Below are 15,467 nucleotides of genomic sequence, written 5' to 3'. Positions count from 1 at the left end.
GCGCGGCGGACCAGGTGCTCGCGGATCAGCCCAGCGTCAGTTCCCAGGTCTCGCCCACGAGATCCAGGCCGAATCCCTGGAAGGGCTCGCTCGCGACCAACTGGTAGCCCGCCTTGCGATAGATGTGCTTGGCGGCATCGAGCTGGCTGTTGGTCCACAGGCGCACCTGCCGGTAACCGGCCTCGCGGGCGAAGCGGTGGCACTCGGCGACGAGGCGATCACCCAATCCGAGTCCGCGCGCCGAGGGCTCCACCAGCAGCAGTCGCAGCTGCGCCACGCCGTCGATCGGCGCGCCGGTCGCCTCGTCGCGGGCCTGCACCAGCGCGACGCTGCCGATGTTGGTGCCGTCGCGCTCGGCGATCCAGCAGGCCTCGCGACGCGGGTCGAAGCGCTCGAGGAAGTCGGCGGCGATGCGCGCCACCAGCGCCTCGAAGCTCATGTCGAACTGGTACTCGCGCGCATAGAGCGCGCCATGCCGCGCGACGATCCAGCCCATGTCGCCGGGCCGGTGCGGACGCAGCAGGAAGCCGCCCGTCGCCGGCTTCGCGCCCGGCTCCTCGAGCAGCGACTGCACCCGCCGCAGCGCCTGCAGCAGTTCCACCTGCTGGGCCTCGCCGAGCTGGCCCAACAACTCGCCCACCTGCTCGCGCGAGCGGCGATCCAGCGGCTTGAAGGCCTTGCGGCCGGCCGGGCTCAGCGTCAGCAGCGACTGCCGGGCGTCCGCCTCGCTGCGCGACGCGCGCACCAGGTCGCGCTCCTTCAGATGGCGCAGCAAGCGGCTGAGGTAGCCGGCGTCCAGGTCCAGCAGCCGCCCCAGCTCGGTCGCGGTCATCCCGGCCCCGGCGTCCAGATGCGCCAGCTCCCAGAGGATGCGGCACTCGGTGAGGCTGAACTCGGAGTCCAGCAGCCCTTCGTCGAGCACGCCGATGCGGCGCGTGTAGAAGCGGTTGAAGCGGCGGACGGCTTCGATACGGTCACTGTCGGTCATGGCGCGCATGCTGCGCCATCTACTTGCTTTTGGCAAGCAATTGATTGCCAGCGGACCTCACACGTTGGGCGGAGCGCCGCCACGCTTCGGCAGCTCCCCGGCGCGGCGCAGGTCCTCGATCCACGCGGCGATCGCCGCGTCACGATCCGGCCCGCGATCGCGCAGCAGCGCCGACGGATGCAGCGTGATCAGCACGCGCCGGCCATCCTCGCGCGCGAGCCACTGGCCGCGATTCGCCAGCACCGGCACCGCATGCCCGAGCACCGCACGGGCCGCCGTCGCGCCGAGCGCCACGATCGCGGCCGGGTCCACCGTGGCGATCTCCTGCTCCAGCCACGGCGCGCAGGCCTGCACCTCGCGCTGCGCCGGCGACTTGTGCATCCGCCGTTTGCCGCGCAACTCGTACTTGAAGTGCTTGACCGCGTTGGTCAGGTAGAGCTGGTCGCGCGGCCAGCCCAGTTGCTCGAGCGCCTCATCAAGCAGACGCCCCGCCGGGCCGACGAAGGGATGCCCCTGCAGATCCTCGCGATCGCCGGGCTGCTCGCCGACGAGCATCAGCCGCGCCGCGACCGGTCCTTCACCAAACACCGTCTGTGTCGCGCCCTGCCACAAGGGACAGGCTTGGCACGCCTTCGCCTGCTCGGCGAGCTGCGCCCACTGGGCCTGCCTGACGGCGCGAGCGACGCGGGCCATGTCGCTTCCGGCCCACTCAATGCCTCGGCGTGCGATCCCCGTACGCCGGACGCGCCGGCCGGATCGCCGGCGCGCTGCTGCCGGCGACGAAATTGCCGGGCCGGGCGGTCAGCAATACCGCCAGCAGGTCGGTCACCTTCAGCGGCTTGTAGAGCAAGCGGTTGAAGCCCGCCGCGCCGGCGCTCTCATCGGTGATCTCGGGGCCGCCGCCGGTCAGGCAGACGTACATCACGTGGCGGCCGGCCTCGGCGTCGATGAGCTTGGCTTCGGACACCACCTCCAGGCCATTCATGTCGGGCATGTCGAAGTCGACGAACACCAGCTCCGGCTTGAACAGCTTGAGCAGCCGCAGGCCGACCCGGCCGCTGTAGGCCACCGCCGTCGCGCAGCCGTAGCAGCGGAACAGCTCGCTGAGGCTGCGCGCTCCCTCCGGGTCGTCGTCAATGACGAGCACCCGCAGCGCATGAGGCGATGGTTCGGACATCGAGGTGTTCTCCCAGAGTGCAACACGACGCAACAGCCCTACCCGCGCGACAAAGCGCGTCCGGCCAAAGCCGTCCGTCGATGACCGATGAGGGCAAGCCGCGTGCCCGCACCCCCTCGCGCCAACACTCCTAAACCCAGCCCCCATGAGGGTGTACGCCCGGCTAAAGTCCACCGGTTGAGCCGCGTCGAGACGGCCGGGAGATGACCATGAGCGTCTTGGAAGAAGGGGTGGCCGTGGTCCCGGCCGAACACCTGAATGCGATGCTGCTTGCGCTCCACGCGCTGCGGCGTGGCGACCCCGACGTCCGGTTGCCGTTCCACTGGACCGGCGTCGCCGGCAAGCTCGCCGATGCCTTCAACGAGGTGGTCGAGCAGAACGCGTCGATGGCCGCGGAGCTCTCCCGCCTGCGGCAGGTCGTCGGCAAGGAAGGCCGGCTCAAGCAGCGCGCGGCCCTGCCCGAGATGCGGGGCTTCTGGGGCCAGCAGATCGACTGCATCAACGCGCTGATCGACGACCTCGTCCATCCCACCAGCGAGGCCGCCCGCGTCATCGGCGCCGTCGCCGAGGGCGACCTCACGAAGTCCATGGCCCTGGAGGTCGACAACCGCCCGCTGCAGGGCGAGTTCCTGCACACAGCCAAGACCATCAACCGCATGGTCGAGCAGCTCGGCGACTTCTCCGCCGAGGTGACCCGCGTCGCGCGCGAGGTCGGCACCGAGGGCAAGCTCGGCGGCCAGGCCAAGGTCAAGGGCGTGGCCGGCACCTGGAAGGATCTGACCGACTCGGTCAACTCCATGGCCGGCAACCTCACTGACCAGGTCCGCAACATCGCCGACGTGACCACCGCCGTCGCGCAGGGCGACCTCTCCAAGAAGATCGAGGTCGACGTCAAGGGCGAGTTCCTGACGCTGAAGAACACCATCAACACGATGGTCGACCAGCTGCGCTCGTTCGCGTCGGAGGTGACGCGCGTGGCCCGCGAGGTCGGCACCGAGGGCTCGCTCGGCGGCCAGGCGCGGGTCGAAGGCGTGTCCGGCACTTGGAAGGACCTGACCGACTCGGTCAACTCGATGGCCGGCAACCTCACCTCGCAGGTGCGCAACATCGCCGACGTGACCAAGGCCGTGGCAGCCGGCGACCTGTCCAAGAAGATCACCGTCGACGTCAAGGGCGAGATCCTGGAGCTCAAGAACACCGTCAACACGATGGTGGACCAGCTGCGCTCCTTCGCCGCCGAGGTGACCCGCGTCGCGCGCGAGGTCGGCACCGAAGGCAAGCTCGGCGGACAGGCCGACGTGCAGGGCGTGGCCGGGACGTGGAAGGACCTGACCGAGTCGGTGAACTTCATGGCCGGCAACCTGACCTCCCAGGTGCGCAACATCGCCGAGGTGACCACGGCCGTGGCCGCCGGCGACCTGTCCAAGAAGATCACCGTCGACGTCAAGGGCGAGATCCTGGAGCTCAAGAACACCGTCAATACGATGGTGGACCAGTTGCGCTCCTTCGCCGCCGAGGTGACCCGCGTGGCGCGCGAAGTGGGCACCGAGGGCAAGCTCGGCGGCCAGGCCGACGTGCAGGGCGTGGCCGGCACGTGGAAGGACCTGACCGACTCGGTCAACTCGATGGCGTCCAACCTGACCTCGCAGGTGCGCAACATCGCCGACGTGACCAAGGCCGTGGCCGCCGGCGACCTCTCCAAGAAGATCACCGTCGACGTGCTGGGCGAGATCCTCGAACTCAAGACCACGATCAACACGATGGTGGACCAGCTCTCGTCCTTCGCCGCGGAAGTGACCCGCGTCGCGCGCGAGGTCGGCACCGAGGGCCGCCTCGGCGGCCAGGCCACGGTGCGCGGCGTCTCGGGGACCTGGAAGGACCTGACCGACAACGTGAACTTCATGGCCGGCAACCTGACCGGCCAGGTGCGCGGCATCGCCAAGGTCGTGACCGCCGTGGCCAACGGCGACTTGGCGCAGAAGCTGACCGTGGAGGCCAAGGGCGAGATCGCCGCGCTGGCCGACACCATCAACTCGATGACGGACACGCTGGCCATCTTCGCGGACCAGGTGACCACCGTGGCGCGCGAGGTGGGCGTCGAGGGCAAGCTCGGCGGCCAGGCCAAGGTGCCCGGCGCCTCCGGCACCTGGAAGGGCCTGACGGAGAACGTCAACGAGCTCGCCGCCAACCTGACCACCCAGGTGCGCGCGATCGCGGAGGTCGCCACCGCCGTGACGCAGGGCGACCTGACGCGCTCCATCACCGTCGAGACGCAGGGCGAGGTCGCGGCGCTGAAGGACACGATCAACGAGATGATCGTCAACCTCAAGGACACGACCCAGAAGAACACCGAGCAGGACTGGCTCAAGACCAACCTGGCCAAGTTCAGCCGCATGCTGCAGGGCCAGAAGGACCTGGTGACCGTCGGCCAGTTGATCCTCAGCGAGCTGGCGCCCGTGGTCGGCGTGCAGCAGGCCGAGTTCTACGTGCTCAACATGCGCGGCGAGATGCCGCGCCTGAAGCTGATCGCCAGCTATGCCTCGGGTGGCCTGGCCACGCATGGCAAGGAGCTCGCGCTCGGCCAGGGCCTGGTCGGCCAGTGCGCGCTGGACCAGGAGAAGATCCTGCTGGCCAACGTGCCCAGCGGCGCCTTCCGCGTCGCCTCCGGTCTGAGCGAGACGGCGGCGATGGAAGTGCTGGTGCTGCCCGTGATCTTCGAGGGCCGCGTGCGCGGCGTGCTTGAGCTGGCCTCGCTGGAGCGCTTCAACCCGACCCACCAGGCCTTCCTGGACCAGCTCACCGAATCCATCGGCATCGTGATCAACACGATCGAGGCCAGCACCCGGACCGAGGACCTGCTGATCCAGTCGCAGTCGCTGGCCGAGGAACTGCAGCGCCGGCAGCAGGAACTGCAGCAGACCAACGGCGAGCTGCAGGAGAAGGCGCAGCTGCTGGCCCACCAGAACCAGGAGGTGGAGCGCAAGAACGCCGAGGTCGAGCAGGCCCGGCAGGCGCTGGAGGAAAAGGCCGAGCAGCTGGCGCTGACCTCCAAGTACAAGTCGGAATTCCTGGCCAACATGTCGCACGAGCTGCGCACGCCGCTGAACTCGCTGCTGATCCTGTCCGACCAGCTCTGCAAGAACAGCGAGGGCAACCTGACGCTCAAGCAGGTGGAGTTCTCCAAGACCATCCATGCGTCGGGCAACGACCTGCTGATGCTGATCAACGACATCCTGGACCTGTCCAAGATCGAGTCCGGCACCGTGGCCGTGGACGTCAGCGAGCTGCGCCTGGACGAGCTGCAGCGCTCGGTGGAACGCAGCTTCCGCCACTTCGCCGAGTCCAAGCACGTGGGCTTCAGCGTCGAGATGGAGCCGCCGCTGCCCAAGTCGCTGGTCACCGACGTCAAGCGGCTGCAGCAGATCATCAAGAACCTGCTGTCCAACGCCTTCAAGTTCACCCACCAGGGCCAGGTCACCTTCGCCGTCACCGCGGCCGCCGACGGCTGGTCGGCGGACAACGAGGTGCTCAACCACGCGGGCCAGGTGATCGCGTTCTCGGTGGCGGACACCGGCATCGGCATCTCGGCCGACAAGCAGCAGATCATCTTCGAGGCCTTCCAGCAGGCCGACGGCTCGACCTCGCGCAAGTACGGCGGCACCGGCCTGGGCCTGGCGATCAGCCGTGAACTCGCGCGGCTGCTGGGCGGCGAGATCAAGCTGGTGAGCGCGCCGGGCCGCGGATCGACCTTCACGCTCTACCTGCCGCAGCACTACACGCCGGCGCGCACCGCCCGTCCGCGCCCGGCCGGCGCGAAGCCGGTGGTCGATGCCGTCGACGTGGTGGACACGTCCCCTGCAGCCGATGCGGCGAAAGCGGACGCCGCGACGGCGGGCGCCGACGACGCGCCGCGCTCGCGCGCGGCGATCACCGCGGCGGAACTGGCCGAGGCCGCCGTGCAGCGCGCCGCTGCACGCCGCGCGCCGGCCGGGCGAGCCCGTCCGGCCCCGTCCGACGCCGCCGAACCGCCGCCGCTGGAGCCGCAGCGCCCGCAGATGGACGCACCGCCGGACAGCATCGTCTTCGCCAATGTCGCCAAGGACGATCGCGAGGACATCGCCAGCGGCGACCGGGTGCTGCTGATCGTCGAGAACGACCTCGCCTTCGCCGACGTGCTGCTGGAGGCGGCGCGCCAGGGCGGCATGAAGGGGCTGGTGGCCACCACCGGCGCCGGTGCGCTGGCGATGGCGCAGGAGTTCCGGCCCAGCCTGATCTCGCTGGACATCTTCCTGCCCGACATGCAGGGCTGGCGGGTGCTGGACCGGCTCAAGTCCGACCCCGACACCCGGCACCTGCCGGTCTGCGTCGTCTCCACCGACGACGCGCGCGACCGCGCGCTGCAGGCCGGCGCGCTCGGCTTCCTGTCCAAGCCGCTGCAGTCGCGCGACGACGTGGACGTGGCGCTGCGCGAGCTGCAGCGCTACCTGGACCGGCCGCAGCGCCGGCTCGCCGTCGCGATGCCCGACGGGCCGGAGCGGATCGCGCTGCTGGCGCCGCTGGCGCATGACGTCGAGACGATCTTCGTCCGCTCGGCCGAGGAGGCGCGCGAGCTGCTGCCCGGCGTCGACGCGCTGCTGGTCGACGCGGCCAACTGCCCCTTCGGGCCGCAGGACGTGCTGGATGCGCTGGAGCGCCGGCCCGGCACGCTGCCGCTGCCGGTGGTGGTACTGAACGCCGAGCCGCCCGCCGGCGCCGAAGCGTCCGACGAGCCGGGCGTGGCGCGACGATGGTCGCGGCCGCATGGCCTGGCGGTGCGCACCGCCGTCGGCACCGATGCGGCGCTCGCGGCCCTGGCGATGGCGCTGCACCGCGCGGCGGCCGACATGGGCGACCGCGAGGGCCAGGCGCTGCGCGACGCGCAGGAGGCGCGTTGCCCGCTGGCCGGCAAGAAGGCGCTGATCGTCGATGACGACATGCGCAACATCTTCGCGCTCGCGACCGTGCTGGACAGCCACGGCATGGTGATCGTCTCGGCCGACAACGGCCGCGAGGCGATCCGCCTGGTGCAGGAGGATCCGTCGATCGACATCGTGCTGATGGACATCATGATGCCGGAGATGGATGGCCTGGAGACCATGCAGCAGATCCGCCGCCTGCCGCGCGGCCGCGAGCTGCCGATGGTGGCGGTCACCGCCAAGGCGATGAAGGGCGACCGCCAGAAGTGCATCGAGGCCGGCGCCTGGGACTACCTCTCCAAGCCCGTCGACCCCGCCAACATGCTGACGGTGCTGCGGGGCTGGCTATGCCGCTGAGCGCCCTCTTCGACGGCTACGCGACGCCCGACGCGGCGGAGCGCGCCAGCATCCTGATCGTCGACGACCTGCCCGAGAAGCTGCTGGTCTTCGAGACCATCCTGGCCGACCTCGACCAGCACCTGGTGATCGCGCGCTCGGGCAGCGAGGCGCTGCGCGAGGTGCTGCGCCAGCAGTTCGCGGTGATCCTGATGGACGTGAACATGCCGGGCATCGACGGCCTGGAGACGGCGCGGCTGATCCGCGGCTACCGGCGCTCGGCGCACACGCCCATCATCTTCGTCACCGCCTACGCCGACGAGCTGCAGACCGCGCAGGGCTACTCGCTGGGTGCGGTCGACTACATCCTCTCGCCCGTCATTCCCGACGTGCTGCGTAGCAAGGTGCGGGTCTTCGTCGACCTGTTCATCATGCAGCAGCGCCTGCGACAGCAGGCGCTGGAGCGCATCGCGATCGCGCGCGCCGAAGCGGCGCAGCGCGCCGCCGAGGAGAACACGCGGCGCTCGATCTTCCTGGCGCAGGCCGGGCGCGAGCTGGCCGACTCGCTGGACGCCGAGGTCGCGATGCGGCGCCTGCTTGCGCTGCTGGTGCCGCGCTTCGCGCCGCGCGCGCTGCTCTGGCTGCGCGACGCGGGCCATGGCCACGAGCGCGTGCTGCGCTGCGACGCGCCGATCGCGGCCGGCGAGCCGGCGCTGTTCACCGAGGGCCGCGAACAGATGCTCTCCGAGGTCCTCTACAACGCGACGCGCAACGCGCTCGAGCAGATGGTGCCGGCGCTGCAGCCCGGCGGGTCCGGCGCCGGAGCGGCCGCCCTGCCCGCGGCGCCGCCCGCCTTCGCGACGTCGGTGCTGCCCGAGGACGACGAGCCGCCGCCGCGGGCGCTGCTGCGCCGCGACACGGCCAGCGGCGTCGTGCTGCCGCTGGTGGCGGGCGAGCGCGCGCTCGGCGGGCTGCTGCTGGTCGAGCCGCACCAGCCGCCCGACTGGCCGACGCTGGAGGAGCTGGCCGGACGGGCCGCGATCGCCTTCGAGAACGCGCGCCTGTATGGCGCGCTGCAGGCCGAGATCGTCGAGCGCCGGCAGGCCGAGGCCGGGCTGCTCGAGGCCAGCCGCCGCAAGGATGAATTCCTCGCGATGCTGTCCCACGAGCTGCGCAATCCGCTCGCGCCGATCCGCAGCGCGATCGAGGTGATGCGCGCGCTGGTGGTGCCGCAAGCGGGCGAGGAGGCTGCCGCGCGCGCCGATCGCGACGCCCGGCTCGCCCAGGCGCTCGCGGTGACCGACCGTCAGGCGCGCCACCTGACGCGCCTGGTCGACGAGTTGCTGGACGTCGCCCGCATCAGCCAGGGGAAGATCGTGCTCAAGACCGAGACGCTGGACCTGCGCGATGTCGTGCGGCAGAGCCTGGAGGCGGTGCAGTCGCTGGTGGACCTGCAGCGCCAGGAACTGCGCCTGCAGTTGCCCGACCGGCCGGCGCGGGTCCGCGGCGATGCCGCGCGGCTGATCCAGGTCATCACCAACCTGCTGCACAACGCCAGCAAGTACACCGGGCCCGAAGGCCGCATCGAGCTGACGTTGGCGCGCGACGAGCCGGCCGATGGCGACAGCGATGACGACGGCCGCGCCGCGGCGTCGCGCGCGCCGGGCTTCACGCTGACCGTGCGCGACAACGGCCGCGGCATCCCCGCCTCGCTGCTGCCGCACGTCTTCGACCTCTTCGAGCAGGGCCCGCGCGGCCTCGATCGCAACCAGGGCGGCCTGGGCGTCGGGCTGACGCTGGTGCAGCGCTTGGTGCAGCTGCATCACGGCGAGGTCGAGGCGCGCAGCGACGGCCCCGGCCACGGCTCCGAGTTCGTGGTGCGCCTGCCCGCGGTGCAGGCGGACGAGGCGATGGACACGGTGCCGCCGGAGCCCGCAGCTGCGGCCAGCACCGCTCCGACCGGCGGCGCGGGGGCCGGTCGCGGCACGTCGGCGCCGCAGCCGCAGCCGCAGCCGCAGCCGCAGCCTCAGCAGCATGACGAGCCCTGCCACGTGCTGGTCGTCGACGACAACCGCGACGCGGCCGATTCGATGGCGGTCTTCCTCGAGCTGGCCGGCTTCGACACGCAGGTGGAGCTGGACGGCGCCCGCGCGCTGGATCTGGCCGCCGCCAGCGCGCCCGACGTGGTGCTGCTGGACATCGGCCTGCCCGGCCTGGATGGCTACGAGGTGGCCCGCCGGCTGCGCACCCTGCCCGGCGGCGATCGCTGCCTGCTGATCGCACTGACGGGGTACGGCCAGCAGGACGACCGTCGGCGCGCGCACGAAGCGGGTTTCGATGTGCACCTGGTCAAGCCGGCGGACCCGGATGCGGTCGTCGAACTGATCCAGGAATGGCGGCTGCGTGCGCCCGCGGCCCTGCATTCCGAGGCCACGACGCGCTGAGCCCGCGCCATGGCGCCATGAAAAAAGGGGCTGCTCCCCGCAGCCCCTCTTCCGGTTCATCGACCCCGCGTGAGCGGGGCCGCCGCGCGGCGATCAGCCGTGCTTGGCATCGAAGAACTGTTCGTCCTCCGTGGAACCCTTCAGCGCCGCGGTCGACGCCTGCGCCTCGATCGTGGTGGTGACCGCGTCGAAGTAACCCGTGCCGACCTCGCGCTGATGCTTCACCGCGGTGAAGCCCTTTTCGGCGGCGGCGAATTCAGCCTCCTGCAGCTCGACGAAGGCGCTCATGTTGTTGCGCGCATAACCGTAGGCCAGGTTGAACATCGAGTAGTTCAGGCTGTGGAAGCCGGCCAGCGTGATGAACTGGAACTTGTAGCCCATCGCGCCCAGTTCGCGCTGGAACTTGGCGATGGTGGCGTCGTCCAGGTTCTTCTTCCAGTTGAAGCTCGGCGAGCAGTTGTAGGCCAGCAGCTTGCCGGGGAACTTCGCATGGATGGCCTCGGCGAAGGCCTTGGCGAAGGCCAGGTCGGGCTTGCCGGTCTCGCACCAGATCATGTCGGCGTAAGGCGCGTAGGCCAGGCCGCGGCTGATGGCCTGGTCCAGGCCGTTGCGGGTGCGGAAGAAGCCTTCGACGGTGCGCTCGCCGGTGCAGAAGGGCTTGTCGTTGTCGTCGATGTCGCTGGTCACCAGGTCGCCGGCCTCGGCGTCGGTGCGGGCCAGCAGCACGGTGGGCACGCCCATGGTGTCTGCCGCCAGGCGCGCCGCGACCAGCTTGGCCACCGCTTCACGCGTCGGGACCAGCACCTTGCCGCCCATGTGGCCGCACTTCTTGGCGGCGGCGAGCTGGTCCTCGAAGTGCACGCCCGCGGCGCCCGCGTCGATCATGCCCTTCATCAGCTCGAAGGCGTTCAGCACGCCGCCGAAGCCGGCTTCCGCGTCCGCCACGATCGGGGCGAAGTAGTCGATGTCGTTCTTGCCTTCGCTCCACTGGATCTCGTCGGCGCGCTTGAAGGTCGCGTTGATGCGCTTGACCACCTTCGGCACCGAGTCCACCGAGTACAGCGACTGGTCGGGGTACATCTCGCCATTGCTGTTGGCGTCGCCGGCGACCTGCCAGCCGGACAGGTAGATCGCCTTCAGCCCGGCCTTGACCTGCTGCATGGCCTGGTTGCCGGTGAGCGCGCCCAGCGAGTTGACGAAGGGCTCGGTGTTGACCAGGTTCCAGAGCTTCTCGGCGCCGCGCTTGGCCAGCGTGTGCTCGATCGGCAGCGAACCGCGCAGCCGCACCACGTCGGCGGCGGAGTAACCGCGCTGGATGCCCTTCCAGCGGGGGTTCTCGGCCCAGTCCTTCTCGAGGGCGGCAATTTGTTGTTCGCGGGTCAAGGTCGTCATGGTGAGCTCCTGTGGGGAATGAAGTTGCTGGAGAAAACGAAAACCGATGGGCTCAAATCTAGGCGCCTTGACCGCCGCCGTGTCGGCGTATGTCTTATATAAGACTGAATTTTTTATCCATACAAATCAATCACTTGCGAACAAGAAACCGGATGGTGAGAGTGACTCTTCCATCATGAGAAATCTTGCGGCGCTGCAGCACGGGAGCTTTTTGCATGCCGACAAACTCTTTTCATGATCTGAAATCACCCGGGCGGCGATGGGAATCCGCAAGCCGGAAATCCGGCCAAGAAAAAGGGGCGCCCTTTTCGGGGCGCCCCTTTTGCGGAGACCGGTCCGGTCAGTCGAGCTTGAGCTTCTGCGTCTCGACGACCTTCTTGTAGACCGCGTATTCGGCCTTGATCTGCTCGCTGAACTGCTCCGGCGAGTTGCCGATCACGATCGAGCCGGTTTCCTCGATGCGCTTCCTGACCTCGGGCATGTCGACAGTCTTGCGCGCGGCCTCGTTGATCTTGGCCACGACCTCCTTGGGCAGGTTCTTCGGGCCGAGGATGCCGTAATAGGCCATGCGGTTGACCGGCTCCAGGCCCAGTTCCTTGAAGGTGGGCACGTTGGGCAGCACGGCCAGGCGCTGCGGCGCGGCCACGGCGATGGCCACCAGGCGGCCGTCCTTGATGAACGGGAGCGCGGACGGCAGGTTGTCGAAGATCATCGGCACCTGGCCCGCGACGGTGTCGTTCAAGGCCGGGCCGGCGCCGCGGTACGGGATGTGGGTGACGAAGACGCCGGTCAGGCTCTTGTAGAGCTCCATCTGCAGGTGGCCGATGCCGCCGGTGCCGGAGGTCGCATAGCTGTACTTGCCGGGGCTCTTCTTCAGTTCGGCGATGAAGGCCTTGTAGTCCTTGGCGGGGAAGGACGGATGAACCGCGATGACGTTGGGCGTGGCCGCGAGGTTCACGATCGGCGTGAAGTCGGTCAGCGGGTTGTACGGTGTCTTCGGATTGATCGCCGGGTTGGTGGCCGTGGTGGACACGGTGGCCACGCCCAGCGAGTAGCCATCGGGCGCGGACTTGGCGGTGTCGTTGGCGCCGATGATGCCGCCGCCGCCGGCCTTGTTCTCGACGACCATGGTCTGGCCCAGCGGACCGGCGATGTGCTGCGCGACCACGCGCGCCACGATGTCGGTGGTGCCGCCCGGCGCGAACGGGACGACCAGCTTGACCGGCTTGGTGGGATAGGACTGGGCCAGCGCCGCGGCGCAGGACAGCGTCAGCGTGCCCAGCAGCAGGCCGCGTTGGAGGATCGAGCGACGGTTCATGAGCTCCTCGTCTTCTGAAGGATTGGGGGATCGGGACAGCTTAAGTATCTCGTCGGCGCGCCCGCGCTAGCGGAACTACGTAGAGACCTCGCCGGCGGGGCGGGAAAGCGCTGGCACACTCGGACGCCCCCTTCGAGTCTTCCGATGCTGCTGCTGTTGCCTGACTTCCTGCTGATCGTCGCCGGCTTCGTGCTGTGCCGGTACACGCCGCTGGACCGCCCGGTCTGGGAAGCGGCCGAGAAGCTGGTGTACTTCCTGCTGTTCCCGGTGCTGCTGTTCAACTCGATCTCGCGCAGCAGCCTGTCGCCGGGCGACACGATGGCGCTGATGGGCGGCGGGCTGGGCGTGATGCTCAGCGGCATCGCGCTGGCCTTCGCGCTGCGCTGGGTGCCGGGCGTCGACGCGAGAACGCATGCTTCCGGCGCGCAGGTGGCCTTCCGCTTCAACTCCTTCGTCGCGCTCGCGCTGGCCGAGCGGCTGCATGGCGCGCAGGGCGTGGCGTGGATCGCGATGATCGTCGCGGTGTGCGTGCCGGTGGCCAATGTCGCGGCGGTCTATCCGCTGGCCCGGCATGGCGGGCACGGCTACCTGCGCGAGCTGGCGCGCAATCCGCTGATCGTGTCGACGCTGGCCGGCCTGGCCGCCAACCTCACCGGGCTGCGCCTGCCGGAGCCGGCGGCGATCTCGCTGCAGAAGATCGGCCTGGCGGCGCTGCCGCTGGGGCTGATGGCGGTGGGCGCGGGACTGCGGCTGGGGGCGCTCAAGGACGCGCCGTGGCTGGCGAGCGCCCTGCTCGCGATCCGGCACCTGGTGCTGCCGGTGATCGCGCTGGCGATCGGCCATGCGCTCGCGCTGCCCGCGCCGCAGGCGGCCCTGCTGCTCGCCTTCGCGGCGATGCCGACGGCCTCCAGCGCCTACGTGCTGGCCGTGCGCATGGGCGGCAACGGCCCGTTCGTGGCGGGGCTGGTGACCGTCTCCACGCTGCTGGGGATGATCGTGCTGCCGCTGTGGCTGGCGCTGGGGACGGCAGCGCAGTGAGCCGGCTCAATCGCCGGGCCGCGGCGTCAGCGCCCAGGCCACGGCCCGGCGCGCCAGCGCCGCGGTGGCATCGATGACGGGCGCGCCGGCCGCCGCGGCGTCCAGCACAAGGGGGATTTCGGTGCAGCCCAGCACGATCGCCCGCGCGCCGCGTGCGCACAGGGCCTGCGCGGCCCTCGTCAGCCGCTGCGCCGCCGAGTCCATGGCTCCGGCCTTCACGTCGGCGATGCCGGGCATCACCAGCTCCAGCATCTCGCCCGCCGTGGGCAGCAACCAGTGGACGCGGCGTCCGTCCGGCGAAGCCCGGTTCAGGTAGAGCCCGGACGCGAGCGTCGCATCGGTCGCCAGCAGGCCGACCTTGCCGCCATCAGGCACGCGCGCCAGCGCCTCGGCGATCGCCGCGTCGACCAGGTGCAGCATCGGCAGCGCCAGCGCCCGTTCGAGCTCATCGAACCAGAGGTGCGCCGTGTTGCAAGGCACCACCACCACGCCCGCGCCAGCGGCCACCAGCCGGCGCCCGCTGTCGACCATGGCCGCGAGCGGCGACTCGCCCTCGCCGCGGAATGCGGCCGTGCGGTCCGGCACCTGCGGGATGCTGCTGACGACGACCGGCACGTGCTCCTGGTCCGTCGCCGCGGGCGTGGCCTCGAGCATCTTGCGCATGAAGTCCACCGTCGCCAGCGGGCCCATGCCGCCCAGGATGCCGACGATGCCCGCGGCACCGGGCGCCGCGACCGGACGCCGGATCGCCTCGACGGCCATCGGCGCGGCGGGCAAGGCTCCGCCCGCGCCGCGCGCCAGGCGCGGTGTGTCGTGCGTCATCGCGGTCTTACAGCGCCGGCTTGTCGGACAGCGTCTTGAGGTTGTCCTGCAGCTCGCGGCTCATCGGCGCATTGAGGTTGATCCCCTTGGGCGGGATCGGCGACTGGAACCACTTCTTGTAGAGCGACTCGAACTCGCCGCTCTTCATCAGCTGCGTCAGCGTCGCATCCACCAGCTGCTTGAAGGCCGGATCGTCCTTGCGCAGCATGATCGCGTAGGGCTCGACCTGGACCGCGTCGCCGACCACGGCCAGCTCCGCGGGATTGATCGCGCTGGCGCGCAGGCCGTAGAGCAGGATGTCGTCCATCGCGAACGCGTCGGCGCGGTCCGACTGCACCAGCAGCGCCGATTCCGCATGGTCCTTCGCGCTGATCAACTCGAAGCCCAGTTGCTTCTCCGCGTTGAGCTTGCGCATCACCTGGAAGTTGGTCGTGCCCGTGGTGGACACCACCTTGCGCCCCTTCAGGTCGGCGAAGGACTTGATCGGCGAACTGCTCTTCACCAGCAGCCGCGTGCCCGTGTAGAAGTAGTTGATCGCGAAGCTCACCTGCTTGGCGCGCTCACTGTTGTTGGTGGTGGAGCCGCATTCGATGTCCACCGTGCCGTTAGCCAGCAGCGGGATGCGGTTCTGCGAGGTGACCGACTGGGTCGCCACCTTCAGGTCGGCGCGGCCGGTGGCCTTGCGGACCTGCTCGACGATCCGGCCGCAGATCTCCCAGCCGAAGCCGGTCGGCTGCGCGTCCGCGCCCAGGTAGGAGAACGGGATCGAGGAATCCCGGTAGGCGACCGTGATGACGCCGGAGGCCTTGACCTTGTCGAGCGTGCCGCCCGTCTGGGCCCACGCGCCCATCGGCGCGACGAGCGACAGGGCGACGACTGCACTGGAAACGAACACCTTCATGGGAATTCCTTTCTCGGGGACGCGGGGGTTGCAATGCCGTGAACGATATTGAACCTCAGCGCCCAACGGGCATCGCGGTTGCGCGTCATCCTATAA

General features: G+C 69.8%; 10 protein-coding genes. 3 read left to right on the top strand and 7 right to left on the bottom strand.

What is annotated here, in order from left to right; translation table 11 throughout:
• Nucleotides 1–25: 25 nt before the first annotated feature.
• The 3 genes from FHT38_RS07505 to FHT38_RS07495 are packed head-to-tail and all read right to left on the bottom strand — an operon-like array spanning nt 26 to nt 2,165.
• Nucleotides 26–988 carry a helix-turn-helix domain-containing GNAT family N-acetyltransferase gene (locus FHT38_RS07505; protein WP_183491032.1) on the bottom strand — a complete coding sequence of 321 codons (963 nt, stop codon included), beginning with the start codon at nt 986–988 and terminating at the stop codon, nt 26–28.
• Between the two features lie 57 nt (nt 989–1,045).
• A complete protein-coding gene (locus tag FHT38_RS07500) occupies nt 1,046–1,681 on the bottom strand; it encodes a UdgX family uracil-DNA binding protein (RefSeq protein ID WP_183491030.1) in 636 nt (211 codons plus the stop codon).
• A gap of 16 nt (nt 1,682–1,697) precedes the next feature.
• A complete protein-coding gene (locus FHT38_RS07495) occupies nt 1,698–2,165 on the bottom strand; it encodes a response regulator (RefSeq protein ID WP_183491028.1) in 468 nt (155 codons plus the stop codon).
• A gap of 209 nt (nt 2,166–2,374) precedes the next feature.
• Here FHT38_RS07495 and FHT38_RS07490 point away from each other — a divergent pair, with 209 nt between their 5' ends.
• Nucleotides 2,375–7,477, top strand: a complete 5,103-nt coding sequence (locus tag FHT38_RS07490; protein ID WP_183491027.1) for a HAMP domain-containing protein — start codon at nt 2,375–2,377, stop codon at nt 7,475–7,477.
• Nucleotides 7,468–9,900, top strand: coding sequence for a response regulator (locus FHT38_RS07485; protein ID WP_183491025.1), 2,433 nt, complete (start codon nt 7,468–7,470; stop codon nt 9,898–9,900). Before FHT38_RS07490 ends, FHT38_RS07485 begins: the two co-directional genes overlap by 10 nt.
• Before the next feature lie 93 nt (nt 9,901–9,993).
• Here the strand turns inward: FHT38_RS07485 and aceA are convergent, their stop codons facing one another.
• Nucleotides 9,994–11,292, bottom strand: coding sequence for an isocitrate lyase (gene aceA, locus FHT38_RS07480; RefSeq protein ID WP_141225253.1), 1,299 nt, complete (start codon nt 11,290–11,292; stop codon nt 9,994–9,996).
• Between the two features lie 340 nt (nt 11,293–11,632).
• Nucleotides 11,633–12,610, bottom strand: coding sequence for a tripartite tricarboxylate transporter substrate binding protein BugE (locus tag FHT38_RS07475; protein WP_091724097.1), 978 nt, complete (start codon nt 12,608–12,610; stop codon nt 11,633–11,635).
• 144 nt (nt 12,611–12,754) lie between these two features.
• Here FHT38_RS07475 and FHT38_RS07470 point away from each other — a divergent pair, with 144 nt between their 5' ends.
• The gene (locus FHT38_RS07470) at nt 12,755–13,648 is read left to right on the top strand and encodes an AEC family transporter (protein ID WP_183491023.1); all 894 of its coding nucleotides are present in this window, start codon (nt 12,755–12,757) and stop codon (nt 13,646–13,648) included.
• A 6-nt stretch (nt 13,649–13,654) separates the two neighbouring features.
• On the opposite strand, the gene FHT38_RS07465 is transcribed toward FHT38_RS07470, so the two are convergent.
• Complete coding sequence (locus FHT38_RS07465; RefSeq protein ID WP_221213745.1) at nt 13,655–14,470, bottom strand: aspartate/glutamate racemase family protein; 816 nt, start codon at nt 14,468–14,470, stop codon at nt 13,655–13,657.
• Nucleotides 14,471–14,477: 7 nt separating this feature from the next.
• Nucleotides 14,478–15,371: an amino acid ABC transporter substrate-binding protein gene (locus FHT38_RS07460; protein WP_183491021.1), complete on the bottom strand. Its 894-nt coding sequence runs from the start codon at nt 15,369–15,371 to the stop codon at nt 14,478–14,480.
• Between the last annotated feature and the right edge of the window lie 96 nt (nt 15,372–15,467).

Origin of the sequence: Mitsuaria sp. BK041 (assembly GCF_014193085.1) — a bacterium.
Lineage (GTDB): Bacteria > Pseudomonadota > Gammaproteobacteria > Burkholderiales > Burkholderiaceae_C > Roseateles.
Note: the sequence above shows the minus strand (reverse complement) of the source record. Positions and strands in the feature narration are given on the sequence as shown.

Coding starts and splice junctions, on each gene's coding strand:
- FHT38_RS07485 (WP_183491025.1), top strand. CDS start 7,468: ATGCCGCTGAGCGCCCTCTTCGACGGCTACGCGACGCCCGACGCGGCG.
- FHT38_RS07505 (WP_183491032.1), bottom strand. CDS start 988: ATGACCGACAGTGACCGTATCGAAGCCGTCCGCCGCTTCAACCGCTTC.
- aceA (WP_141225253.1), bottom strand. CDS start 11,292: ATGACGACCTTGACCCGCGAACAACAAATTGCCGCCCTCGAGAAGGAC.
- FHT38_RS07500 (WP_183491030.1), bottom strand. CDS start 1,681: ATGGCCCGCGTCGCTCGCGCCGTCAGGCAGGCCCAGTGGGCGCAGCTC.
- FHT38_RS07475 (WP_091724097.1), bottom strand. CDS start 12,610: ATGAACCGTCGCTCGATCCTCCAACGCGGCCTGCTGCTGGGCACGCTG.
- FHT38_RS07460 (WP_183491021.1), bottom strand. CDS start 15,371: ATGAAGGTGTTCGTTTCCAGTGCAGTCGTCGCCCTGTCGCTCGTCGCG.
- FHT38_RS07495 (WP_183491028.1), bottom strand. CDS start 2,165: ATGTCCGAACCATCGCCTCATGCGCTGCGGGTGCTCGTCATTGACGAC.
- FHT38_RS07470 (WP_183491023.1), top strand. CDS start 12,755: ATGCTGCTGCTGTTGCCTGACTTCCTGCTGATCGTCGCCGGCTTCGTG.
- FHT38_RS07465 (WP_221213745.1), bottom strand. CDS start 14,470: ATGACGCACGACACACCGCGCCTGGCGCGCGGCGCGGGCGGAGCCTTG.
- FHT38_RS07490 (WP_183491027.1), top strand. CDS start 2,375: ATGAGCGTCTTGGAAGAAGGGGTGGCCGTGGTCCCGGCCGAACACCTG.